Source organism: Kluyvera intermedia (assembly GCF_034424175.1).
Lineage (GTDB): Bacteria > Pseudomonadota > Gammaproteobacteria > Enterobacterales > Enterobacteriaceae > Kluyvera > Kluyvera intermedia.
Window position 1 is genome coordinate 2,184,882 of the sequence record NZ_CP139986.1, and the last position, 24,310, is coordinate 2,209,191.

Here is a 24,310-nt window from a genome sequence, read left to right on the forward strand (position 1 = left end):
ATTACAAGGTGCATTTACGCCAATGAAGCCTTCTATTGTTGCTAAACTGGAAGCTCTCTACGAGCGCCATGAAGAAGTTCAGGCGCTGCTTGGAGACGCGGCGACTATCGCCGATCAAGACCGTTTCCGGGCGCTGTCGCGTGAGTACGCGCAGTTGGGCGACGTTTCCCGTTGTTATACCGACTGGCGCCAGGTTCAGGAAGATATTGAAACCGCGCAGATGATGCTCGACGATCCTGAAATGCGCGAAATGGCGCAGGAAGAATTGCAGGAAGCGAAGGCCCGCGAAGAAGAGCTGGAACAACAGCTGCAGGTACTGTTGCTGCCGCGCGATCCGGACGATGAACGCAATGCCTTCGTGGAAGTCCGCGCCGGTACTGGCGGTGATGAAGCCGCGCTGTTTGCCGGCGACCTGTTCCGTATGTATAGCCGTTATGCCGAATCACGCCGCTGGCGTGTGGAAATTATGAGCGCTAACGATGGCGAACATGGTGGTTATAAAGAAGTGATTGCCAAAATCAGCGGCGAAGGTGTTTATGGCCGACTGAAGTTTGAGTCTGGCGGTCATCGCGTGCAGCGTGTTCCGGCTACCGAATCGCAGGGCCGTATCCATACCTCTGCCTGTACAGTCGCGGTACTGCCAGAAGTCCCTGAAGCGGAACTGCCGGATATCAATCCGGCGGATCTGCGCATTGATACCTTCCGCTCCTCGGGCGCGGGCGGTCAGCACGTTAACACCACCGACTCGGCGATTCGTATTACCCACTTGCCTACCGGCATCGTGGTGGAATGCCAGGACGAACGTTCACAGCATAAAAACAAAGCCAAAGCGATGTCGGTGCTGGGTTCGCGTATTCGTGCGGCTGAAATCGCCCGTCGCCAGCAGGCTGAAGCCTCTGAGCGTCGTAACCTGCTGGGCAGCGGCGACCGTAGCGACCGTAACCGTACCTATAACTTCCCGCAGGGGCGTGTTACCGATCACCGCATCAACGTGACGTTGTACCGTCTGGATGAAGTGATGGAAGGCAAGCTCGATATGCTGATCGAGCCTATCGTTCAGGAATATCAGGCCGATCAGCTGGCTGCGCTGTCCGACACGGAATGATGACTTTTCGACAGTGGCTACAGCAGGCAGTATCAGCGCTGGCATCGAGCGAAAGCCCGAAGCGCGATGCTGAAATCTTGCTGCAACATGTGACCGGCAAGGCGCGTACCTATATTCTGGCCTTTGATGAGACTCCTTTGAGTGTTTCACAGTTTGATACGCTGGCGGGGCTGTTAGCTCGCCGCGCCAACGGTGAACCGGTAGCTCATCTGGTGGGGACGCGTGAATTCTGGTCACTGCCGCTGTTTGTCTCTCCCGTGACGCTGATTCCACGTCCGGATACCGAATGCCTGGTTGAGCAGGCGCTGGCGCATTTGCCGTCAGCGCCTTGCCAGATCCTTGATTTAGGCACCGGTACGGGTGCCGTGGCGCTGGCGCTGGCGAGTGAACGTCCTGATTGCCAGCTCACCGCAGTCGATTTTATCGCCGATGCGGTGGTACTGGCTAAGCGCAACGCTGCGAATCTTGGCATCGCCAATATCACGATTTTGCAGAGCGACTGGTTCAGTGCGCTGAACGGGCAACGTTTTACGATGATTGTGAGTAATCCGCCGTATATCGACGAACAAGATGAACATCTCGCCCAGGGCGACGTGCGTTTTGAGCCGAAAACCGCATTGGTTGCGGCCGAGCAAGGTCTGGCTGACCTCGCGCATATCATCAAGTTTGGCCGTCAGCATCTGGAGACGGGGGGATTTATGCTGCTGGAGCACGGCTGGAAGCAGGGCGCTGCAGTGCGTGAATTGTTTCATGCCGCGGGCTATCAGTCTGCTGAAACCTGCCGTGACTACGGTGACAACGATCGCCTGACGCTGGCGCAATGGTTGGGCGAGCCAGAGGTTTGCCAATGAGTTTGTTTTTGTGGGTGCTCTATTTACATATTGGGTCAGCCATTTTTTCCGTGACCTTTTTTGCGTTACGCTTTTGGTGGAAACATCACCAGAATGTATTGCTTGATGCGCGCTGGGTGCGTGTATTACCGCACGCCGTTGACAGCGTTTTGCTGCTAAGCGGTGTCGCGCTGATGGTGATGACGCGCTATTTTCCCTTCACCGAAGGGGGGACATGGCTGACGGAGAAACTGTTTGGCGTTATCATTTACATCTTTTTGGGGTTTGTCGCGTTGGGACGTCGTCGTCCGCGCAGTCAGCAGAGCGGATTTATTGCCTTTCTGCTGGCGTTGGTGGTGTTGTGCATCATCGTTAAACTCGCCATCACTAAAGTTCCGTTGTTGGGGTAAGGTATGAAGTCACTGGCTGATTTTGAATTTAATAAAGCGCCGTTATGCGATGGCATGATCCTTATTTCTGAAATGATACGTGATGATTTCCCGTCGCAAAAGGTGCGTGAGCAGCTTGAGTGCCTGGTGGCACTGGCGCGTGAAGAGATAAGCCCTTCCTGGACGCTGACGCGTCAGATGGAGCGCCTGATTGAGTTGTTCTATCATGAGTGGAAATTTGGCGACTCCTCCGGGGTATACCGTTTATCGGACGCCTTATGGTTGGATCAGGTGCTGAAAAATCGTCAGGGCAGTGCGGTGGCGCTAGGGGCTGTCGTGCTGTGTATTGCCAGCCAACTCGATATTCCCGTCGTGCCGGTGATTTTCCCGACCCAGTTACTGCTGCGTGCCGATGTGGATGACGAAGAGCTGTGGCTCATTAACCCGTTTAATGGCGACACGCTTGACGAGCATACGCTGGAAGTCTGGCTCAAGGGCAACGTTAGCCCGATGGCTGAACTGTTCAATGAAGACCTCGATGAGGCGGATAACGCTGAGGTTATCCGCAAACTGCTCGATACATTGAAATCGGCGCTGATGGAAGAGCGTCAGATGGAGCTGGCGTTAGGTGCAAGCCAGACGCTGTTGCAGTTTAACCCGGAAGATCCGTATGAAATTCGCGATCGTGGGCTTATCTATGCACAGCTGGAATGTGAGCACATTGCCCTGAGTGATTTGAATTATTTCGTTGAACAATGTCCGGAAGATCCGATAAGCGAAATGATCCGTGCGCAAATTAACACTATCTCGCACAAGCAAATTACGCTTCACTAATTGGTCATTATTCCGGTTATAATCGCGGAAATACCTTAACAAGGCTCTCTTATGAAAGAAAAAGTGGTTAGCATTGGTGACATCAAAGTAGCAAACGATCTGCCGTTTGTTTTGTTTGGCGGCATGAACGTGCTGGAGTCTCGCGACCTGGCGATGCGTATTTGCGAGCACTACGTGACCGTGACCCAGAAACTGGGTATTCCATACGTATTCAAAGCTTCATTTGATAAAGCCAACCGTTCCTCTATCCACTCTTACCGTGGCCCAGGCCTGGAAGAAGGGATGAAAATTTTCCAGGAACTGAAGCAGACCTTCGGCGTGAAGATCATCACCGACGTTCACGAAGCAAGCCAGGCGCAGCCGGTTGCCGACGTGGTTGACGTTATCCAGCTTCCCGCGTTCCTGGCTCGCCAGACAGACCTGGTTGAAGCAATGGCGAAAACGGGCGCGGTCATTAACGTGAAGAAGCCGCAGTTTGTGAGCCCGGGCCAGATGGGTAATATCGTCGACAAGTTTATTGAAGGCGGTAACGACCAGATTATCCTGTGTGACCGCGGTGCGAACTTCGGTTATGACAACCTGGTAGTCGACATGCTGGGCTTTGGCGTGATGAAAAAATCCTCCAATAACTCCCCGGTTATCTTCGACGTGACCCACGCATTACAGTGCCGTGACCCGTTTGGCGCAGCGAGCGGCGGTCGTCGTGCGCAGGTGGCTGAATTGGCTCGTGCGGGTATGGCGGTCGGTATTGCCGGTCTGTTTATCGAAGCGCATCCCGATCCGGACAACGCGCGTTGCGATGGCCCGTCCGCGTTGCCGCTGAATAAGCTGGAACCTTTCCTGAAGCAAATGAAAGCTATCGACGACCTGGTTAAAGGCTTCGATGAGCTGGATACCAGCAAATAAGTTTTGCTGATGCGTAAAAAGCCGACCCTTGGGTCGGCTTTTTTGTATGGCGAGGTGACGATATAGCCCGGACGAGGTGCCCAGCACCGACTCCGGGCTACACTGCGAGTCACATCACCTGTACTTAGGCAAATATCGTCATCAGATACGCGGCAAACAGCGCCAGGTGCGCCGCGCCGTTTAGCACGTTGGTTCGTCCGGTCGAGAAGGAGATCTGGCACAGTAGCAGTGAGGCAACCATCACGATCATCTCCGGCATCCCCAGACCAAACATCAATTCATTACCGGTCATATAGGCAATCAGCGTAACCACCGGTACCGTCAGTGAAATGGTCGCCAGCACCGAACCAAAGAACAGGTTCATTGCGCGCTGTACCTGGTTATTCAGTACCGCTTTGAGTGCCCCAAGACCTTCCGGTGACAGAATCAGCAGCGCAACCAGGAAACCGGTAAAGGCCACCGGCGCGTTCATGCTGGTGAGCAACGTTTCTAATGGATTCGCGTTCATCTTGGTGACGGCGATAACTGCAATAAGATGGACAATCAACCACAATGCGTGCCAAAGACTGCTGTGAGCGGACGGTTTACCGTGATGCGGGTCATCATCGTCGCTGTCGTCTTCATGCTCGTAGATGAATAAACTCTGGTGTGTTTTAGTCTGAATCAGCAGGAATACGCCATACATGGCGGCTGAAATAAGGGCAACCAGCAGCGATTGGCCGATGGTAAAGTTTGCGCCCGGCAATGCGGTCGGGAACACCAGCACAATGATGGCCAGGGGAAACAGCGCAATTAAATATTGTTTGATACCGAACAGATTCATATATTGCGTGGCAAATTTACGGCCACCGAGCAATAACGAGAAACCCACTAAACCGCCAGTGACGATCATAATAATGGAGTAGAGCGTATCACGCATCAGGGTAGGGGCGGCATCACCCGTCGCCATTAATGCGGATATCAGGCTAACCTCAAGGATAACCACAGAAAGACTTAGAATTAGAGAACCGTAGGGTTCTCCCAGGCGGTGTGCTAATACATCCGCGTGTCGTACAACGCTAAAGGCACTGCTGAGAATACCGACGAGCGCCATTGCGTTTATCGCAATAACCACTGGCAATGACGCACTGTTCCCCCAGAAGAACAGGATTGCCAGGGCCACTATCGGGAAAATAAGCGACGACTCCTTATGGCGAGTTTTCACCGCCTCATGTGCGTGGGTCATGTTTGTCTCCATTAATGCAGGTATTTATAATTATAGAAAAAAAGAAGCAGTATAAATTAACAAATTTTTCCATGCACAAGGTAATCTTTTACTGAAATTTACCCATATCACCATTTTTTCTTTTAGATGGCTATAATAAAAATTATCAGGAAAATATTTTTTAAATAACAGCGTATTGTGGCAGTGGATTTATGCAGTTTTGTTGCAAGGCTGGGCGTGGAATATCGACGGTGGCGATTCAGACAAATTGCATCTTGCGGGATAAATCTGGATAATATTTCATCAATGACAGCTCCGGAGGTCACCATTCGTTCCCTTAAGGGCGTATGTGTTGCAGGGAAGAGAAGTGGTGGTGGAGGTTTAGAGTGTTAACGCGTGATTTCTTAATGAGGGCGGATTGTACAACGGCATTTGGTGCCATTGAAGAGTCGCTCCTCTGGTCTGCTGAACAACGTGCGGCGTCGCAGGCAGCCATGCTGGCCTGTCGGCCAGATAATGGCCCAGTGTGGATTTTTGGTTATGGTTCGCTGATGTGGAACCCGGCGCTTAATTTTTGCGAATCGGTGACCGGTACGCTGATGGGCTGGCATCGTGCCTTCTGTTTGCGTCTGACGGCCGGGCGCGGAAGCGCTTGCCAGCCAGGGCGAATGCTGGCGCTGAAAGAGGGCGGACGCACCACAGGGGTTGCCTACCGTCTTCCAGATGACGAAATCGAAAATGAGCTGTCGCTACTTTGGAAACGCGAGATGATCACCGGCTGCTACTTGCCGACCTGGTGCCAGTTGAGTCTGGACGATGGGCGCACGGTGACCGCGCTGGTGTTTATTATGGATCCGCGTCATCCCCTTTATGAATCCGATACCAGCGTGCAGGTGATTGCCCCACTTATTGCACGTGCCAGCGGCCCGTTGGGTACCAATGCGCAATACCTGTTCTCACTAGAGCAGGAGCTTGATAAGTTGGGAATGCCGGACGATGGGCTCAATGAACTGATTGGTAAAGTGCGTCATCTGGTGGGTGGAATAAATCCGCCGGGCGTAGCGTAAGCGATGGCTGAAAATCCCCGGAAGTGCGTGCTTCCGGGGGAGAACATTATGCAGCCACGTAGCTGATAGAATGTTCAAGAGACTGGCTGTGGCTATCAATCAACACGTTCCACGTCCCGCTGTAGGGTACGGTGAGATAGGCTTTTTCTTCGTTCTGAACGCTCAAAATATCGGTATTGTGACTCCCGGTGTTCTTTTGCGTACTCATTAAATGAATATGGCAACGCTCTGAGCAACGTACCACCACCGTATCCCCACCAAATAATGTCAAACTTGCCTTAACCATCGCCAATCTACCCCGCTGCCAATGAATCAACCCGCTCCCTGCGACCGAATCCTGATGTCTGCCTGTGATATTGTTCACAAATCACTCATGGCATAACACCAAACACTGTGATCGCGGATGCTGATTTTGATCAAAAAAAGCCGCAACGCTTCAACAAAAATGACAATATCCCTGAATCCATTCAGCGTTCGTGAGATTGCTGCGAAGAATGGCTTAAGGGTGAAACAATATCCTTAAAAGAGCGGGGGTTGCAGTTTGCTCGGCTAATACGGGTGAAATTAGAAGGTCAGCACCTTGTCTGCCGCCAGCGTCCACTGCGCCAGTTCAACCAGCGTGCCAATTTCCACACCTTCAATCAGCGGCAATGCGCTAATGCCGCGCCCATCGGTACAGGTTTTGCACAGTTTCACTGCAACGCCCTGGGCTACGAGTATCTCCAGCATCTGTTGAATGTTGTAGCCTTCGGCCGGTTTTTGCCCGCGTAGACCGGCGGTGACCGCGTCAGACATTAAAAAAAGCTGCAATTGAAGGTCGTCTTGTTGCTCCCGCAAAGCGATAGCCAACCGAAGGCTGTTAAACAGAGATTCGCTGCCGTAAGCAGCCCCGTTGGCGATAATGACGATACGTTGCATCTGAACTCCTTTAAGGCACGATTATTGCTAGACGTTAGGACTATCGGTAAGAAAATCCTATAACGGGGGAGCGCATGATAAACCGTGAAGATGAGACACCCGGCGCTATCGAGTGGTTTCGTTATGCGCGTCAGGTGCAGAAAGAGCAACTCAGGCAACTGGCGCAGCAGGGGCAACTGGTTAGCCAGTTAAGCCACATCGTGCATATGGTACAGTGTGAACGAGGTGCATCCAACATCTGGTTATGCTCGCAGGGGCGATTATATGCCGCAGAGCGTCGAGCCAGCGCGGCATTAGTGGATGAGCAGACGCGCAAATTGCTTGTCCGGCTCCTGCCTGAACATTTGCCCACGTCTGGTGGCCTGTGCCAGCGTATCGCCCGCGCGGTGTGGTCGCTGGAGCAATTGCCCGCGCTTCGTCAAAAGGTGATGGTGTGCCAGATGACGCCGGAAGCGGCAACCGATCAGTTCAGCCGCACTATCCGGCATCTGCTCGATATTATTCCCCAGCTTAATGACAGCATCGACGAACCCATGCTCGCCGGTCGACTGGTCGCGCTCTACAGCTTTATGCAGGGCAAAGAGCTGGTGGGCCAGGAGCGGGCGCTGGGCGCGCAGGGATTTGCGCAGGGTAATTTTAGCGATGAACTGCGCCAGCGGTTGGTTGACCGTATTGACGGTCAACAACCCTGTTTTGACAGCTTTTTATCACTCGCTCCAGGCCCATTAAAGATGTTGTTTTTGACCGAGTGTCAGGCCGGTATTGCCGTTGAACAGATGCGGCGTATTGCCTGTACTCGCCAGCCTTCTGAGGACGGCGGCGAGAGCGCGCTGCACTGGTTTACCCTGCAAACACAGCGGCTTGAGCCAATGCGTGGTCTCGAAGAGTTGTTAATTGCTGAACTGATGTCTGCGGTTGATGAACTCCTTTTGGGAGAAGATGCGCCTGAACCGACCTTTGACGATCCGGCAAGCGACAATCTGGTGCTACACCTCGACCGCCAGCTTTTACCACTGGTACGCCAACAAGCCCGCGAACTTGAGCAACTCTCCGGGCAGTTGGCTTCTCTGAAAGATACGTTATCCGAGCGTCAGATCATTGATAAAGCCAAAAGCGTGTTAATGACCCACCGGCAAATGAACGAGGAGCAGGCTTGGCACTGCTTGCGCAAAATGGCGATGGATAAGAACCAGCGAATGGTCGAGATCGCCCGTGCGCTGCTGGCGGTGAAGTCGCTTTGGCAGAGTGAAACGGAGGCAACGTTGCACAATCACCGGGCATGAGTGCATTTATCCGGTGCATAAACGCGCTCGCGTGTTGAGATATCCCCGGGAAATGCGCGATTTCATACCTGGCATCTGAATTGCATTATCTCTACAAACAGTCGGTTGTGCGCCAATGGCGGCGTGCAGACCACGAGGATAAAGGCGTCCTGCAATGCGTAAGCATTGCCGGGCGCTTTTTTTTTGCATTCGGGAGTGAGTCATGGGCGAGACGTTTTCACTATCACGGCGACGATTATTACAGGCGGGAGCGGCGCTGGGTGGCGCGATGTTGCTGCCGGGCATCATGCAATCGGCATGGGCGGCAGGTTCGGATAAGCCGGAGCTTCAGACAGTCAACGTGGGCTTTATCCCGCTGACCGACTGCGCGCCGCTGGCTATCGCCTCGCTTAAAGGGTTCGATAAAAAGTACGGTATCACGTTGGTGCCGAGTAAAGAGGCCAGCTGGGCGGCGGTACGCGACAAGCTGGTCAACGGTGAACTGGATGCCGCGCATATTCTTTATGGTCTGCTTTACGGGCTGGAACTGGGCATTGCCGGTAAACCGCAAGCGATGGCAAACCTGCTCACCCTGAACCGTAACGGGCAGGGGATCACCTTATCCGCCGATTTGCAGGAGAAAGGTGTCACTGACCTTGGTGGTTTAAAGACGCTGGTGGGTAACAGCGAACCGGGTGCCTACACCTTCGCGCATACCTTCCCAACCGGTACCCACGCCATGTGGCTCTATTACTGGCTGGCGAGCGGCGGTATCCATCCGTTTAACGATGTACGCACAGTGGTGGTGCCGCCGCCGCAAATGGTGATGAACATGCGCATTGGCAACATGGTCGGCTTCTGTGTCGGTGAGCCGTGGAATGCCCGCGCCATCAATGACCGCATTGGTTTTACCGCCGCGACCAGCCAGGAGATCTGGCCGGAGCACCCGGAGAAAGTTCTCGGTACCCGCCGCGACTGGGTTCAGCAAAACCCTAATACCAGCCGTGCTCTGGTGGCAGCGCTGATGGACGCCGCGCGCTGGATTGATGCTTCCGACGATAACAAACGCGAAACCGCCAGAATCCTTGCTCAGCGCGGCTGGCTAAATACCAAAGAACAGTATCTGACCGGTCGCATGCTCGGGGCTTATGACAACGGCATGGGTCGCCAGTGGCAGGATACGCATCCGATTCGCTTCTTCGACCAGGGCGAAGTGAGCTTCCCATGGTTGTCGGATGGCATGTGGTTCCTGACCCAATTCCGCCGCTGGGGGCTACTGAAAAACGATCCCGACTATCTGGCCATCGCCCAACGTATTAACCGCATTGATGTGTGGAAAGAGGCCGCTCAGGCGGTGGGTGGGATAAATGTCCCGACGCAAACCTTACGCAGCAGCAAATTGATGGATGGCTCTATCTGGAACGGGAGCGATCCCGCTGGATACGCCCGGAGTTTCGCTATTAATCGCCTGGGGGCATGAGATGAATACCAACACAAAAACGGTCGATAAGCCTGCACCCGCAGGGGAAGTGATTACGCTACCACCAGTACAGGTGCGCCGACAACTGCCTGCGTTCAGACGCCACCTGCGTGATTTGGCTGAGCGTACCATCCCGGCACTGTTAGGTCTGGGCTTGCTGGTACTGGTGTGGCAACTGGCGGCAGTCAACAGCAAAGGTTTCCCGACACCACTTAGTACGCTGGATTCTGCGCTGACGTTGTTTTCTGACCCGTTCTACAACAATGGCCCGAATGATGTTGGTGTCGGCTGGAACGTACTGGCCTCGTTGCAGCGCGTGGCGGTGGGCTTCGGCCTGGCTGCGCTGGCGGGGATCCCGCTGGGTTTCCTGATCGGACGTTTTACTTTTGCTTCACGCATGTTTACCCCGTTGATTGCGCTGCTGCGCCCGGTCAGCCCGCTGGCCTGGTTGCCGATTGGCCTGCTGTTGTTCCAGAAAGCGGAACCGGCTTCAAGCTGGACCATATTTATCTGTTCTATCTGGCCGATGGTGATTAACACCGCCGAAGGCGTGCGCCGCATTCCGCAGGACTACCTTAACGTGGCGCGCGTTTTACAACTCTCCGAATGGACGGTGATGCGCAAAATTCTCTTCCCGGCGGTCCTGCCCGCGGTGCTCACCGGTGTGAGGTTGTCTATTGGCATCGCCTGGCTGGTGATTGTGGCGGCGGAAATGCTCACCGGCGGGCTGGGTATTGGTTTTTGGATCTGGAATGAGTGGAACAACCTGAACGTCGAAAACATCCTCATCGCCATTGTCATTATCGGCGTGGTGGGTCTGCTGCTGGAGCAGGGATTGATGTTGATTGCGCGTCGTTTTAGCTGGCAAGAAAAGTGAGGAGAAAATCATGAGACCCTTAATTCAAGTACAGGCTGTGAGCCAGCGTTTTCATACCGCCAGCGGCGAGTTTCTGGCGCTGCAAAACGTCTCCTTTGACATTCACGAAGGGGAAACCGTCAGCCTGATAGGTCACTCCGGCTGCGGTAAATCCACGCTGCTGAACCTGATTGCTGGGATCACGCTGCCGACCGAAGGCGGGCTTATCTGTGACAACCGCGAAATCGCTGGCCCCGGCCCGGAACGCGCGGTGGTGTTTCAGAACCACTCGTTGCTGCCGTGGCTAACCTGCTTTGACAACGTCGCGCTGGCGGTGGACCACGTGTTCCGCCGCACCATGAGTAAAGCTGAACGGCGTGAGTGGATTGAGCACAACCTTGATCGCGTGCAGATGGGCCATGCCATGCACAAACGTCCGGGTGAAATCTCCGGCGGCATGAAACAGCGTGTTGGCATTGCCCGCGCGCTGGCGATGAAACCCAAAGTTCTGCTGATGGATGAACCGTTCGGCGCGCTGGATGCCTTGACCCGCGCCCATTTACAGGACTCGGTGATGAAGATTCAGCAAGCGCTGAACACCACCATTGTGCTGATTACCCACGACGTGGATGAGGCGGTGCTGCTCTCTGACCGGGTGATGATGATGACCAACGGCCCGGCGGCCACCGTCGGTGAGATTCTGGAGGTGAATTTGCCGCGCCCGCGCAATCGGGTGCAACTGGCGGATGACAGCCGTTATCACCATCTGCGTCAGCAGATCCTCCACTTCCTCTATGAAAAACAGCCGAAAGCGGCGTAAGGGGTAGGCGAATGCGGAAACTGGTAATGATCGGCAATGGGATGGCGGCAACCCGACTGGCACAAACGCTCGTTGCTGCCGCGCCTGGAGCATTTGCGATAACCATTATCGGCGATGAGCCGCATCCGGCCTATAACCGCATTCAGCTCTCTCCAGTGCTGAGCGGTGAGAAGAATTTTAGCCAGACGCTGCTGCAACCGGCGCAGTGGTACACCGACCACGGTATCGAATTATGTTGCGGCGAAACTGCGTTGTCGGTGGATACCGTGGCCCGCCAGGTCACAACGACCCACCGCGACCTAGCATGGGATGAACTGGTGTTTACTTGTGGTTCCTCGGCCTTTTTACCCCCGCTGCCGGGTATCAGTCTGCCGCATGTTTTTGCCTTTCGCACTGTGAAGGACGTAGAGGCTATCCTGGCGCTTCCCGGTGATGCGGTGGTGATTGGCGGCGGCGTGCTGGGCGTGGAAGCGGCGGCGGCATTATGTCATAGAGGTGACAACGTCACGTTAGTTCATCGCAGCGATCGTCTGATGGAGCAACAACTGGACGAACAGGCAGGAGCGCTTCTGGCGCAACGGTTGGCAGAACGCGGCATTCACTGCGAACTCAACGCCGGCATTGCCCGAATCACGCCTGACGCTGTGGTATTGAGCGACGGGCGAAAAATTGTCGCTAGCCGGGTGGTGATGGCGACCGGCGTGCGGCCGAATATTGCCTTAGCCCAGCGTTCAGGCATTGCCTGCCAGCGCGGTATCGTGGTCGACCGCCAGCTTGCCACCGCAATCTCTGGCGTCAGCGCGATTGGCGAATGTTGTGAAATCGACGGACAAACCTTTGGTCTGGTTGCGCCCTGTATGCAACAGGCTGACGTCCTGGCCGCAAGGCTCATTGGAAAGCCGGGCGCAGATTTTGACTGGCAGGACAGCGGTACGCGCCTGAAGGTCACCGGAATTGATCTGTTCAGCGCAGGTCTGGTTCAGGCCGAACCCCAGGATCAGCAATGGTGCTCCATTGACCCGCAGACCGGGCACTATCGTCGCCTGCTGGTCAGGGACGGTCAACTCATCGGCGTGCTGCTGCTTGGCGACTGTACCAGCGCCGCACGCTTCACCGATTTACTGCACACCAAGCAGCCCGCGCTTGCGGGTTGGATCTTCGACCCCTTCATGTCGCAGCCGTCGGCTGCAGGAACGCAAACAATGACGAAATTAACCTTAGCGGTGGTCGGGCACGGCATGGTCGGCCACCATTTTCTTGAGCAGTGTGTCAGCCGTAATTTGCATCAGCGTTACCAGATAGTGGTCTTTGGCGAAGAGCGTTATGCCGCTTACGACCGCGTACATTTATCCGAATATTTTGGCGGGCGTAGTGCAGAGTCACTGTCGCTGGTGGAAGGGGATTTTTTCGCTGACCACGGCATTGAACTGCGTTTGTCGCAGTCGGTGACAGAGATTGACACCGATGCGCACCTGATTCGGGATGCCAGAGGTCACGAACTGCATTGGGATAAACTGGTGCTGGCGACCGGTTCTTACCCGTTTGTCCCACCGATCCCCGGCAACGATTTACCTGGCTGCTTTGTTTACCGTACGCTCGATGATCTCGATGCTATTGCGGCGAGGGCGAAAACGGCGACGCGCGGCGTGGTGATTGGCGGCGGCCTGCTCGGGCTGGAAGCGGCCAATGCGCTGCGTCAGCTAGGGCTGGAAACGCACGTGGTCGAGTTCGCCCCAAACCTGATGGCGGTGCAACTGGATAACGGCGGCGCGGCGATGCTGCGCGAGAAAATCAGCGAACTGGGCGTCAGCGTCCACACCAGTAAAGCCACTACCGCTATTACGCCAGTGGAACATGGGTTGATGCTGAATTTTGCCGACGGTAGCAATTTGATGACTGATATGGTGGTCTTCTCCGCCGGAATCCGCCCGCAGGATGCACTGGCACGCACTAGCGGCATTGGTCTTGGCGAACGCGGCGGGATTGTCATTGATAACCAGTGTCGTACCTCGGCAAACGATATCTACGCTATCGGTGAATGCGCGCTGTGGGATAACAAAATTTACGGTCTGGTAGCGCCGGGCTACCAGATGGCACGCGTCACGGCAGCCGCGCTGGCAGGAGAAGCGAGTGAATTTAGCGGTGCGGACATGAGCACCAAACTCAAACTTCTGGGCGTGGATGTTGCTTCGTTTGGCGATGCGCAGGGCCGCACCCCGGGCAGTCAGAGCTATCAGTGGATCCACGGGCCGGAACAGGTCTATAAAAAAATCGTGGTCAGCGCTGACGGTAAAAAGCTGCTCGGCGGCGTATTGGTGGGAGATGCCAGCGATTACGCCACGCTGTTGCAGATGATGCTCAACGACATGGCCCTGCCTTCGCGCCCGGAATCGCTGATCTTGCCTGCAATGGAAGGCAGCGCGCCAAAAGCGCTCGGCGTGGCGGCGCTACCGGATAGCGCGCAAATTTGCTCATGCCACAACGTTAGCAAGGGCGATATTTGCCAGGCGGTCAGCGGTGGGGCGACCAGTATCGGTGCCATTAAGAGCTGCACCAAAGCGGCGACCGGCTGCGGTGGTTGTAGTGCACTGGTCAAACAGGTGATGGAGTATCAGTTAGAACAACAGGGCGTGGAGGTGAAAAAAGATATCTGTGAACACTTCGCCTATTCGCGTCAGGAAATTTATCACCTGGTACGCGTTAATCGCATCCACACTTTCGAGCAGTTGATTGCCCGTCACGGGCAGGGCGACGGCTGCGAAATCTGTAAACCGCTGGTTGGTTCGGTGCTGGCTTCCTGCTGGAATGAATATCTGCTAAAGCCTGCGCATCTTCCGCTACAGGACACCAACGATCGCTACTTTGCCAATATCCAGAAAGATGGGAGCTATTCGATTGTGCCGCGTATGCCAGCCGGTGAAGTGACACCGGACGGACTGATTGCTATCGGTCACATCGCCAAACGCTACGATCTGTACAGCAAAATTACCGGCGGCCAGCGTATCGACCTGTTTGGCGCAAGGCTCGAGCAGTTACCGGAAATTTGGCGTGAGCTGCTGGCTGCGGGCTTTGAAACCGGTCATGCCTATGGGAAATCGCTGCGTACGGTGAAATCCTGCGTCGGTTCGACCTGGTGTCGCTACGGCGTGCAGGACTCTACCGGGCTGGCGGTGACGCTGGAGCATCGTTACAAAGGGCTGCGCGCACCGCATAAAATCAAAATGGCGGTGTCAGGCTGTACCCGTGAATGTGCGGAAGCGCAGGGCAAGGACGTTGGGGTGATTGCCACCGATAAGGGCTGGAATCTGTATCTTTGCGGTAACGGTGGGATGAAACCGCGTCATGCCGATCTGTTCGCCAGCGACCTGGACGATGCCACACTGCTGCGTACCGTCGACCGTTTCCTGATGTTTTACATCCGTACCGCAGACCGCCTCCAGCGCACCAGCACCTGGATGGACAATCTGGAAGGGGGGATCGACTATCTGAGAAGCGTCATTCTTGACGATTCACTGGGTATTGGTGAGGAGTTGGAACAGGAGATGGCGCGGGTTATCGACAGCTACCAGTGCGAATGGCAAACCACCCTTAACGAACCGCAGCGGCTGGCGCTGTTCCGCTCATTTGTAAACAGCGATACGCCGGATGAAGCGCTGGTTCGCCAGTCGGTGCGCGGTCAATCGCAGCTGGCGGCGGTGACAGAACTGCCGATGCTAACGGGCAGCCGCAAGCCGTGGCAGGCGGTCTGCTCGCTTGATGAGATCCCACCGCAGGCCGGAATTGGCGCGCGTCTTGGCGAGATGCAAATTGCGTTGTTCCGTCTTAATGACAAAGTGTATGCGCTGGATAATCAGGAGCCGGGCAGCCAGGCCAACGTGCTGTCGCGCGGGTTGCTGGGCGATGCGAGCGGCGAACCGATGGTGATTTCTCCGCTGTATAAACAGCGCATTCGCCTACGCGATGGGCGTTCGTGTGAAAACGGCGAGCAGGTGGTGCGAGCGTGGCCGGTGAAAATTGAAGACGGCAAGGTATGGGTGGGTAACCAGGCGCTGGTGATGCGCGCGGAGGCCTCATGAGCGAAACAAAAACGACCTGTCCTTATTGCGGCGTGGGCTGCGGGGTGCTGGCGCGTGTTGAGGATGGCGTGGTCAGCGTGCAAGGCGATGAACAGCATCCGGCAAATTTTGGCCGATTGTGCGTGAAGGGGGCGTCGCTTGCGCAAACCACCGGGCTGGAAGAGCGGCTGTTATCGCCACAGCTTGATGGCGAGCAAGTCAGTTGGACGCAGGCGCTGACGGCAGCAGGCGAACGTCTGCAAACCATTATTGCTGAACATGGCCCGCAGGCCGTGGCCATTTACGCTTCTGGCCAACTGCTCACCGAGGATTATTACGCCGCCAATAAGCTGATGAAAGGCTTTATCGGCGCGGGTAATATCGATACCAACTCGCGGCTATGTATGTCGTCAGCGGTAACGGGCTATAAGCGAGCGCTGGGTGCCGACGTAGTGCCGTGTTGCTATGAAGATGTGGAGTCCAGCGATCTGGTCGTGCTGGTGGGATCGAATGCGGCGTGGGCGCACCCGGTGTTGTATCAGCGGCTGGTGCAGGCAAAGCAGAATAACCCGCAGATGAAGGTGGTGGTAATTGATCCAAGACAGACTGCCACTTGCGATATTGCTGATGCGCATTTAGCCATAGCTCCCGGTACCGACGCGGGACTGTTTGTCGGGCTATTGCATGTGATTCACCAGACGGGTGAAGCGGTGGTGGATTATGCTGATGCGTCCGCCGCATTCGCCATGGCGGCTGACTGGTCTGTGGCGAAGGTTGCTGATTTTTGCGGTCTTCAACAGGCAGATGTTCAGGCGTTTTATGATGACTTTATCGCCGCGCCGCGCGCCATCACCCTCTACACCATGGGAATTAACCAATCTTCCAGCGGCAGCGATAAATGCAACGCCATTATCAACGTCCACTTGGCCTGCGGCAAATTTGCCCGTACCGGCTGCGGGCCGTTTTCGCTGACCGGACAGCCAAATGCGATGGGTGGGCGTGAGGTCGGTGGACTGGCGACCATGTTGGCGGCGCATATGAATTTCGAACCTGCAGATCTCGCACGCGTCGCCCGTTTTTGGGGAACTGAACGGCTGGCGCAAACGCCGGGGTTGATGGCGGTGGATCTGTTTGCCGCTATCGGGCGCGGTGAGGTGAAGGCGGTGTGGATTATGGGGACTAACCCGGCGGTGTCGTTGCCGGACAGTCATGCGGTCAGCCAGGCGCTGGCAGCTTGTCCGCTGGTGATTATCTCGGAAGTGGCGGCGGATACCGAAACCTCTCGCTATGCGCACATCCGCTTTCCCGCACTGAGTTGGGGTGAGAAGAGCGGGACGGTCACCAACTCTGAACGGCGGATTTCACGCCAGCGGCCATTTTTACCACCCCCCGGTGAGGCTCGCGCCGACTGGTGGATTATCGCGCAGGTCGCAAAAGAGCTCGGGTTTGCACACGCATTCGCCTGGCAGCATCCGCACGAAGTCTTTAGTGAACATGCGGCGCTCTCCGGTTTTGAGAACGAGGGACAGCGAGCGTTCGATATCAGCGGGCTCGCCGATCTCAGCCGCGAGCAGTGGGACGTGCTAGAGCCGATTCGATGGCCGGTGAGCCGTAGCGGTAGCGCGCTGGACCTTCAGCGTGGCTGGCGTGCGGAAGGGCAGTTGCGCATGGTGCCGATAACGCCTGAGGTTATGCAGGCGCGTCGCCAGCCGCTCTATCCGTTGGTGTTGAACAGCGGACGTATTCGCGATCAGTGGCATACCATGACACGTACCGGCAGCGTACCGCGTCTGATGCAGCACATCGACCAGCCAATGGTTGAGATTGCGCCGCAGGATGCCGCGCATTTTGGCGTCGAGAACGGTGGCCTTGCTCGCATTAGCTCGCCGCGAGGTGTGATGGTGGCGCGCGTCGTGGTGACGGGATCCCAGCGTCCTGGCTCGTTGTTTACCCCGATGCACTGGAATGACTGCTTCGCCCGCCAGGGTAAAATTAACAGTCTGGTCGCGCCGGTGGTGGATCCTCATTCCGGTCAACCCGAAAGTAAGCAGACGGCGGTGCGCATTGCCCCCTGGCAACCGCAGTGGCAAGGCGAATTTTTTTCCCGCGCACCGGTTGAATTGCCGCGTCATTTGCACTGGTGGCGTAAAGCAGCGCCGGGTTTACACCATCTTACGCTGGCTGGTGACGGTACTATTCAGGCTGAACTGCTGGCCGTATGTCAACGCGGCAGCTGGCAGATTCAGGTTGCCAGTCTTGGAGAAACATGGCACTTGCTGGCGTGGGATAACGGGCGGCTGATGCTGGGATTCTGGAGCGCTCGCAGCCTGCCTGACATCGATAGCGGGCTGATTTTGCGCGCATTTGCCCAATCACCGCAAACGCTGGCAGATCGCCATGCGTTGCTGGGCGGTCAGGACCTCACGCGGCCATCGGTGGGGAAAATTGTTTGTAGCTGTTACAGCGTTGGTGAAAAAAACATCACTGAAGCCATTGAAAAACAAGGCTGTTCTACCACAGACGAACTCGGGCGGATGTTGAAATGCGGCACCAACTGCGGCTCTTGCCTTCCTGAACTGAAAGCGCTGCTGGGGTGTGCTGAACGTAAGGCGATGATTTTATAACCTATCAGTCTATTCCTGAAATCGCCCCGGATGGCTGAAGCCTGTGCCTAAAGACGTTAGACTAGTCATTCTGGGGCGGCAATTTCCGACCTTCTTGTTTTCGTTGGCTATGAGGTCGCAGGTGGTGTCTTCGAATTTTTACCGATTTTATGTGGTGCTGATCATACTGGTTGGCGGCAGTGCGCGCGCGCAGTCGTCGTTAATCGAAGAGGCGGAGCATCCTTTCGATAACTTACCGGATCTCGACATTGCACCGGAAAGTCATGATTCGGAAAAACACTTTGCTGAGATGGTGAAGTCGTTCGGTGAAGCCAGCATGACCGATAATGGCCTTGATACCGGTGAGCAGGCGCGGTTGTTTGCCCTGACGCAACTCCAGGATCGGCTGAACGGGCAAATGAACAGGCAGCTTGATAGCTGGTTTTCTCCGTGGGGCAATACCAATATCCAGTTCCTGGTGGACGGTGAAGGTAAATTCACCGGTAGCCACGGTAGCTGGTTTATCCCCCTAGAGGACAACACGGATTACCTCACCTGGAGTCAGTTGGGGGTTACCCAGCAAGACGAAGGTCTGGTGGGGAATCTGGGGGTTGGACAGCGCTGGGTCGCCGGGCATTGGTTATTGGGATATAACACGTTTTATGACAGCTTGCTGACCGACAATCTCAATCGTGGCGGACTCGGTGCGGAAGCCTGGGGCGAGAACTTACGTTTTTCTGCGAATTACTATCAGCCGCTTCACGACTGGAAAAACACCGGCACCACTCTACAACAGCGGATGGCGCGCGGTTACGATATTACTGCGCAGGCCTGGATCCCAGCCTATGACCATATCAACACCAGCCTGAGCGTTGAGCAGTATTTCGGTGAGAGTGTCGATCTGTTCCGCAGCGGTACTGGCTACCATAACCCGGTGGCGGTATCGCTGGGTCTCAATTACACCCCGGTGCCGTTGCTGACTTTTAGCGCTCAGCATAAGCAGGGCGAGAGCGGGGTAAACCAGAATAACCTTGGGATGAAGGTTAACTACCGTTTTGGGGTACCGTTGAAGAAACAGCTCGCGGCCGATGAAGTGGCCAGGACGCGCACTTTACGCGGTAGCCGTTATGATGCGCCGGAGCGTAATAATCTGCCGGTGATGGAGAAGCGACAACGTAAAAACCTGACGGTTTATCTGGCGACGCCACCGTGGGATTTGACCAGCAATGAAACGGTTGAGTTGAAAATCCAGGTGCGCGATGAGCACGGGGTGAAATCGATTAACTGGCAGGGGGATACGACGGCATTGAGCCTGACACCACCGTCATCTAACGACATGACGGAAGGCTGGAGCATCATCATGCCTGCCTGGGATTACAGTGAAGGGGCCAGCAATATGTGGCATTTGTCGGTCATTGTTGAAGATAAGAAAGGGCAGCGCGCCACTTCGAATGAGATAACTCTGGCGCTGACCGAGCCGGTCGTCAGCTTCGCGCCAAACCAATATGGATGGTCAGATCTTACGCCTTAATTGTGCGCGACGGCCCTGTCACGACAATTAAGTTTGGTCTATCAGAAAATACGATCCTGATGTACCCATACCGCCGCTTCGACGCGGGATTTCAGCTTCATTTTCTTAAGCATGTGTTTAACGTGAACTTTCACCGTGCTTTCAGTGATGTCGAGACGGCGAGCGATCATTTTGTTCGGCAGACCTTGCGCAATCAGTTTCAGAATATCGCGCTCACGCGGCGTTAACTGATTGATATCACGGTCGGAGGTCGCACGGTTAGCACGTAGACTGGCGGCCAGAACCGGCGTTAATGCCTCACTCAGTACCATTTCACCGGCTGCGGCTTGTTGCAGTGCTTTCAGCAGATCTTCTGGCTCCATATCCTTTAACAGATAGCCGTCAGCCCCGCGCTTAAGCGCCGTGACCACATCTTCTTCATGATTAGAAACGCTAAAGACCACCACGCGCCCGGAGAGGGATTTTTCACGCAGTTTGTCCAGCGTTTCCAGGCCGTTCATACCGGGCATATTGAGGTCAAGCAGGATCAGGTCGGGATCGAGCGATTCTGCTAGCTCAATACCTTGCTCACCGTTGCTGGCTTCGCCCACGACCTGAATATCCGATGCCATGCTAACCAGCTGTTTGACGCCAGTGCGTAGCATAGGATGATCGTCAATTAGCAGGATAGTAGCCCGTTCCTGATTACTCATGGATTTCTCCTTGGGGAGTTGAAAGCGATTTTTCGGGGACAAACGTAACCACGACTTCAGTACCGCCGACTTCACGGCGTCGAACCTGGCAATCGCCACGCAGGCTCTGCGCGCGGTCACGCATAATAATAAGACCATAGTGGTTGCTGCGTTCAGCATGCTGCGGTACGCCACAACCGTTATCCGCCACCACCATTTTTACCTGGCTACCCTGTTGGGTCACGCTCACCTTCACTTCGGTTGCCTGGGAATGTTTTAAGGCATTGCTTAACGCTTCCCGGGCAATTTGCAGGACATGAATCGCCTGATGCGAGGGTACATGGCGTGGCGGCAACTGATAATCCAGTTGAACCGGGAAGCCAAAGTGGCTGCTGTATTCCTGACAGCTTGACTCCAGTGCCGGACGCAGCCCGGATTCGGTCAACCGCAGGCGGAACGTGGTGAGAAGCTCACGCAGTTGCGCCCACGAAGTGTTTAATTCATTACGTACCTGACCCAACAGTTCGCGGCTTTCCGCTGAAGAGTGCTCATTTTGCATCATCTGCAAGCAACTGACCTGCATCTTCATGCATGACAGCGACTGAGCTATGGAGTCGTGTAGCTCGCGGGCAATGGTGGCGCGTTCCTCCATCACGATAAGCTGCTGCTGACGCTCTAGCTGTTTGTCTAGCGCCAGCGTTGAGGTGAGCTGTTCGAGCAGCGTGTCGACCAATTGTTGCTGGTCATGGCTTAACTCCCGACCCAGCGGCAGCGTCGCGAGCAGAATGCCATATTGGTTACGCGGATCGGTCAGGCGCCATTTCAGGGTTACGCCGTCTGGCGCGCTCATATCGATATCGCGCGGGCAAAGATAGCAGCCCTTATCATCGCATTCCCAACCGGAATGGCAGCTAAATTCCTGATGATTATCTTCATCTTCGATGTCGTACACCCGTACTTCAATTTCACGCAGTGGGGTAAGTTCTTGCAGTCCATTTAGTACCGGGGAGATGCGCTCACACAATGGTGCGCTGGAATGCAGGCGACGGTTGGCTTGCCACAAGAAGGAGAGGATGGCATTTTTTTGCTCTAATCCGGCGGTTTTTTCCTGCACCCGACGCTCAAGCGAAGCGTAGCTTTCCGCTAATTCGGCAGACATATTGTTCAGTGCCATACCCAGCGTCGCCATTTCGTTACGGCCGCTGATTTGCGCCCGGTAGGTGAAATCACGATGACTAATGGCTTCCGCCATTCTCAGCAGTTGTCGCCAGGGGTGCAGCAGACGGGTGCGTAGCCAGAATACGGTGAAGATAAACAGCAGTGCCATGAACACGGCCATCAGCCTGTGCATCCACACAACATGAGAGATACGTTCTTCCGTTGTGTGATCGAAAACGGTCACAAGCTGATTAATGCGGCTAACAAAACCGGTAAGATCATTGACGACGGCATTCTGATTCTGCGCGTTGTGAATGTCGGGGGCCAGATGCGTCAGCCAATACTGTTGCAACGAGGCGAGCTGCTTAACCTGTCCGTCGCGTTCAGCAGCAAGTTGCAATTCGGGGCTGAAGACGGTTTCCTGCATTTCATCAAACAACGGTTGGTCGCTTTCTTTCACCGGAATGGCCGCCAGCAAACGGTAGCTTTGCATTCGCAGTGAACCTGCCTGGTTAATGGCGTGCGCGCTCCCCTGGACACCGTTAATCAGGCGTGCAGAAATCATCATACTTGCCACCCCGATGAGGGTAGACAGTAGTACGATCAGCGCCAGTTGATTCACCAGCGTCAGTGGTGTAAAAAAACGTCTAAACATTATTCGATGTGGCTCCTGGCGGAGGACTCTCCGGTGAGTGGCGTTATTTTCGGCTATCGTCTGGAGTATACCCATACCCCTAAAGGGTTGCTCCTTTATTTCCATAATAGTAAAGTGGTAGGGAGTAGAGGGGTAGCATCGTAACAGCCACGTGATAAAACAGGTTTTTTTATAGATAAAAGTCTACCCACAAAGAGTCATGATGTTTTTTTAAACAAGATATAGCCGACTTTTCCTTTGATTTATATCAACTTACTACGCTGTGTAAACCCTACTGTGGCAGGGTTAATATCAATAATCAGAGGTGTCTATGAGTCACTCCACTGCCCCCGAAAGGGCAACCGGCGCTGTCATTACTGACTGGCGTCCGGAAGATCCGGCATTCTGGCAGGAGCGCGGTCATCACGTTGCAAGCCGGAACCTGTGGATTTCAGTACCGTGTTTGCTGCTGGCATTCTGCGTTTGGATGCTGTTCAGCGCCGTAGCGGTCAACTTACCAAAAGTGGGCTTCCAGTTTACTACCGATCAACTCTTTATGCTGACCGCATTGCCGTCGGTATCAGGGGCTCTGTTGCGCGTACCGTATTCCTTTATGGTGCCATTGGTTGGCGGTCGTCGTTGGACGGCGTTCAGCACCGGGATCCTCATCATTCCGTGCGTCTGGTTAGGTTTTGCCGTTCAGGACACCACCACGCCGTTTAGCACCTTCATCATTATTTCACTGCTGTGCGGCTTTGCCGGTGCGAACTTTGCCTCCAGCATGGCGAACATCAGCTTCTTCTTCCCAAAACAGAAGCAGGGCGGTGCACTGGGCTTAAACGGTGGCCTGGGTAACATGGGCGTGAGCGTGATGCAGCTGGTGGCTCCACTGGCTGTGTCGCTGTCTATTTTCGCGGTCTTCGGTAGCCATGGCGTGACTCAGCCAGACGGTACTGAACTGTATCTGGCAAACGCTGCGTGGATTTGGGTGCCGTTCCTGGCTATCTTCACTGTCGCTGCCTGGTTTGGTATGAACGAGCTGGCAACCTCTAAAGCTTCATTAAAAGAGCAGCTGCCGGTCCTTAAACGTGGTCACCTGTGGATCATGAGCCTGCTGTATCTGGCAACGTTCGGTTCGTTTATCGGTTTCTCTGCCGGTTTTGCAATGCTGTCGAAAACCCAGTTCCCGGATATTCAGATCCTGCATTACGCTTTCTTCGGGCCGTTTGTCGGCGCACTGGCGCGTTCTGCGGGCGGTGCGATTTCCGACCGTCTGGGTGGGACCCGCGTCACGCTGGTTAACTTCATTCTGATGGCGCTGTTTAGCGCACTGCTGTTCATGACCCTGCCAACCAATGGCGTAGGCGGCAGCTTTATCGCTTTCTACGTGGTCTTCCTGGCACTGTTCATGACGGCCGGTTTGGGTAGCGGTTCAACCTTCCAGATGATCTCGGTGATTTTCCGTAAATTAACCATGGATCGTGTGAAAGCCGAAGGCGGTACTGAAGAGAAAGCGATGCGTGAAGCGGCAACCGATACGGCAGCGGCGCTGGGCTTTATTTCAGCGATCGGTGCTATTGGCGGCTTCTTCATTCCGAAAGCATTCGGGACATCCCTGGAATTAACCGGTTCTCCGGCTGGGGCAATGAAAGTGTTCCTCGTGTTCTATATTGTCTGCGTGGTAGTGACGTGGGTGGTATACGGACGTAAAGCGAAAAAATAACGCAGGTCGTTATTTCTAAAATAAAGGCGCGAGGGTTTGCGCCTTTATTTTTTCATTCTCTTAGTTACAACATACTTTAGGAGCTGCGACACCCTGCTGGCAGCGAGCACGTAGGGGCTTAGTAGTAGAAGAAAAATCTCTACCCCTTAATACCGTCAGCGGTTTTTTTTACAGTTTGAAATATGAAATTTAATATAAAAACCTTTTATTTACAGTGAGTTAAAAAATAAAAAATACTACCACTAAGTGGGTAGTGTGATTTTT

19 protein-coding genes are annotated in these 24,310 nt (G+C 54.8%); 14 read left to right on the top strand and 5 right to left on the bottom strand.

Annotated features, from left to right (window positions below; all coding sequences use genetic code 11):
• The first annotated feature begins 22 nt into the window (after positions 1–22).
• Genes prfA through kdsA form a run of 5 tightly spaced genes read left to right on the top strand, consistent with a single transcriptional unit; the run spans position 23 to position 4,064 of the window.
• The gene (gene prfA / locus U0026_RS10615) at positions 23–1,105 is read left to right on the top strand and encodes a peptide chain release factor 1 (RefSeq protein ID WP_062778737.1); all 1,083 of its coding nucleotides are present in this window, start codon (positions 23–25) and stop codon (positions 1,103–1,105) included.
• The gene (gene prmC / locus U0026_RS10620; RefSeq protein ID WP_062778739.1) at positions 1,105–1,956 is read left to right on the top strand and encodes a peptide chain release factor N(5)-glutamine methyltransferase; all 852 of its coding nucleotides are present in this window, start codon (positions 1,105–1,107) and stop codon (positions 1,954–1,956) included. Before prfA ends, prmC begins: the two co-directional genes overlap by 1 nt.
• Positions 1,953–2,345: a SirB2 family protein gene (locus U0026_RS10625; protein WP_062778741.1), complete on the top strand. Its 393-nt coding sequence runs from the start codon at positions 1,953–1,955 to the stop codon at positions 2,343–2,345. The genes prmC and U0026_RS10625 overlap by 4 nt, the downstream gene beginning before the upstream one ends.
• A 3-nt stretch (positions 2,346–2,348) precedes the next feature.
• Positions 2,349–3,158 (top strand): invasion regulator SirB1, encoded by an 810-nt coding sequence (gene sirB1 / locus U0026_RS10630; RefSeq protein WP_062778743.1) that lies wholly within the window; start codon positions 2,349–2,351, stop codon positions 3,156–3,158.
• Positions 3,159–3,209: 51 nt separating this feature from the next.
• Positions 3,210–4,064 (top strand): 3-deoxy-8-phosphooctulonate synthase, encoded by an 855-nt coding sequence (gene kdsA / locus U0026_RS10635; protein WP_062778744.1) that lies wholly within the window; start codon positions 3,210–3,212, stop codon positions 4,062–4,064.
• A gap of 124 nt (positions 4,065–4,188) precedes the next feature.
• Here the strand turns inward: kdsA and chaA are convergent, their stop codons facing one another.
• Positions 4,189–5,289 (bottom strand): sodium-potassium/proton antiporter ChaA, encoded by a 1,101-nt coding sequence (gene chaA, locus U0026_RS10640; RefSeq protein ID WP_062778746.1) that lies wholly within the window; start codon positions 5,287–5,289, stop codon positions 4,189–4,191.
• Between the two features lie 365 nt (positions 5,290–5,654).
• Here chaA and U0026_RS10645 point away from each other — a divergent pair, with 365 nt between their 5' ends.
• Complete coding sequence (locus U0026_RS10645) at positions 5,655–6,335, top strand: gamma-glutamylcyclotransferase (protein ID WP_062778748.1); 681 nt, start codon at positions 5,655–5,657, stop codon at positions 6,333–6,335.
• Between the two features lie 46 nt (positions 6,336–6,381).
• Here U0026_RS10645 and U0026_RS10650 read toward each other — a convergent pair whose 3' ends face one another.
• Together U0026_RS10650 and U0026_RS10655 are read right to left on the bottom strand one after the other, a co-directional pair.
• Entirely contained in the window at positions 6,382–6,627 is a 246-nt protein-coding gene (locus U0026_RS10650; RefSeq protein WP_062778750.1) for a DUF1883 domain-containing protein, read from the bottom strand.
• Positions 6,628–6,899: 272 nt separating this feature from the next.
• The gene (locus U0026_RS10655) at positions 6,900–7,253 is read right to left on the bottom strand and encodes a DsrE/DsrF/TusD sulfur relay family protein (RefSeq protein ID WP_062778751.1); all 354 of its coding nucleotides are present in this window, start codon (positions 7,251–7,253) and stop codon (positions 6,900–6,902) included.
• Positions 7,254–7,327: 74 nt separating this feature from the next.
• On the opposite strand from U0026_RS10655, the gene nasR reads away from it, so the two are divergent.
• From nasR to U0026_RS10690, 7 genes are all read left to right on the top strand, one after another.
• Positions 7,328–8,536: a nitrate regulatory protein NasR gene (gene nasR / locus U0026_RS10660; protein ID WP_062778753.1), complete on the top strand. Its 1,209-nt coding sequence runs from the start codon at positions 7,328–7,330 to the stop codon at positions 8,534–8,536.
• 202 nt (positions 8,537–8,738) lie between these two features.
• On the top strand, positions 8,739–9,995 hold the full coding sequence (locus tag U0026_RS10665) for a CmpA/NrtA family ABC transporter substrate-binding protein (RefSeq protein ID WP_062778755.1): 1,257 nt from the start codon (positions 8,739–8,741) through the stop codon (positions 9,993–9,995).
• A gap of 1 nt (position 9,996) precedes the next feature.
• Positions 9,997–10,872: a nitrate ABC transporter permease gene (gene ntrB, locus U0026_RS10670; RefSeq protein ID WP_062778757.1), complete on the top strand. Its 876-nt coding sequence runs from the start codon at positions 9,997–9,999 to the stop codon at positions 10,870–10,872.
• 10 nt (positions 10,873–10,882) lie between these two features.
• The gene (locus U0026_RS10675) at positions 10,883–11,671 is read left to right on the top strand and encodes an ABC transporter ATP-binding protein (protein WP_062778759.1); all 789 of its coding nucleotides are present in this window, start codon (positions 10,883–10,885) and stop codon (positions 11,669–11,671) included.
• An 11-nt stretch (positions 11,672–11,682) separates the two neighbouring features.
• Positions 11,683–15,747, top strand: a complete 4,065-nt coding sequence (gene nirB / locus U0026_RS10680; protein WP_073971222.1) for a nitrite reductase large subunit NirB — start codon at positions 11,683–11,685, stop codon at positions 15,745–15,747.
• Positions 15,744–18,350, top strand: coding sequence for a nitrate reductase (locus U0026_RS10685; protein ID WP_062778761.1), 2,607 nt, complete (start codon positions 15,744–15,746; stop codon positions 18,348–18,350). Before nirB ends, U0026_RS10685 begins: the two co-directional genes overlap by 4 nt.
• Before the next feature lie 109 nt (positions 18,351–18,459).
• Positions 18,460–19,860, top strand: a complete 1,401-nt coding sequence (locus tag U0026_RS10690) for a YchO/YchP family invasin (RefSeq protein ID WP_062778763.1) — start codon at positions 18,460–18,462, stop codon at positions 19,858–19,860.
• Positions 19,861–19,901: 41 nt separating this feature from the next.
• On the opposite strand, the gene narL is transcribed toward U0026_RS10690, so the two are convergent.
• Both narL and narX read right to left on the bottom strand, forming a co-directional pair.
• Positions 19,902–20,552, bottom strand: a complete 651-nt coding sequence (gene narL / locus U0026_RS10695) for a two-component system response regulator NarL (protein WP_062778765.1) — start codon at positions 20,550–20,552, stop codon at positions 19,902–19,904.
• Complete coding sequence (gene narX / locus U0026_RS10700; RefSeq protein WP_062778766.1) at positions 20,545–22,344, bottom strand: nitrate/nitrite two-component system sensor histidine kinase NarX; 1,800 nt, start codon at positions 22,342–22,344, stop codon at positions 20,545–20,547. The genes narL and narX overlap by 8 nt, the downstream gene beginning before the upstream one ends.
• A 310-nt stretch (positions 22,345–22,654) precedes the next feature.
• Here narX and U0026_RS10705 point away from each other — a divergent pair, with 310 nt between their 5' ends.
• A complete protein-coding gene (locus U0026_RS10705; RefSeq protein WP_062778767.1) occupies positions 22,655–24,046 on the top strand; it encodes a NarK family nitrate/nitrite MFS transporter in 1,392 nt (463 codons plus the stop codon).
• The last annotated feature ends 264 nt before the right edge of the window (positions 24,047–24,310 follow it).

Excerpts from the sequence above, each read along its gene's own strand:
- prfA (WP_062778737.1), top strand. The coding sequence starts at position 23 with ATGAAGCCTTCTATTGTTGCTAAACTGGAAGCTCTCTACGAGCGCCAT.
- prmC (WP_062778739.1), top strand. The coding sequence starts at position 1,105 with ATGACTTTTCGACAGTGGCTACAGCAGGCAGTATCAGCGCTGGCATCG.
- U0026_RS10625 (WP_062778741.1), top strand. The coding sequence starts at position 1,953 with ATGAGTTTGTTTTTGTGGGTGCTCTATTTACATATTGGGTCAGCCATT.
- sirB1 (WP_062778743.1), top strand. The coding sequence starts at position 2,349 with ATGAAGTCACTGGCTGATTTTGAATTTAATAAAGCGCCGTTATGCGAT.
- kdsA (WP_062778744.1), top strand. The coding sequence starts at position 3,210 with ATGAAAGAAAAAGTGGTTAGCATTGGTGACATCAAAGTAGCAAACGAT.
- chaA (WP_062778746.1), bottom strand. The coding sequence starts at position 5,289 with ATGACCCACGCACATGAGGCGGTGAAAACTCGCCATAAGGAGTCGTCG.
- U0026_RS10655 (WP_062778751.1), bottom strand. The coding sequence starts at position 7,253 with ATGCAACGTATCGTCATTATCGCCAACGGGGCTGCTTACGGCAGCGAA.
- nasR (WP_062778753.1), top strand. The coding sequence starts at position 7,328 with ATGATAAACCGTGAAGATGAGACACCCGGCGCTATCGAGTGGTTTCGT.
- U0026_RS10665 (WP_062778755.1), top strand. The coding sequence starts at position 8,739 with ATGGGCGAGACGTTTTCACTATCACGGCGACGATTATTACAGGCGGGA.
- ntrB (WP_062778757.1), top strand. The coding sequence starts at position 9,997 with ATGAATACCAACACAAAAACGGTCGATAAGCCTGCACCCGCAGGGGAA.
- U0026_RS10675 (WP_062778759.1), top strand. The coding sequence starts at position 10,883 with ATGAGACCCTTAATTCAAGTACAGGCTGTGAGCCAGCGTTTTCATACC.
- nirB (WP_073971222.1), top strand. The coding sequence starts at position 11,683 with ATGCGGAAACTGGTAATGATCGGCAATGGGATGGCGGCAACCCGACTG.
- U0026_RS10685 (WP_062778761.1), top strand. The coding sequence starts at position 15,744 with ATGAGCGAAACAAAAACGACCTGTCCTTATTGCGGCGTGGGCTGCGGG.
- U0026_RS10690 (WP_062778763.1), top strand. The coding sequence starts at position 18,460 with ATGAGGTCGCAGGTGGTGTCTTCGAATTTTTACCGATTTTATGTGGTG.
- narL (WP_062778765.1), bottom strand. The coding sequence starts at position 20,552 with ATGAGTAATCAGGAACGGGCTACTATCCTGCTAATTGACGATCATCCT.
- narX (WP_062778766.1), bottom strand. The coding sequence starts at position 22,344 with ATGTTTAGACGTTTTTTTACACCACTGACGCTGGTGAATCAACTGGCG.
- U0026_RS10705 (WP_062778767.1), top strand. The coding sequence starts at position 22,655 with ATGAGTCACTCCACTGCCCCCGAAAGGGCAACCGGCGCTGTCATTACT.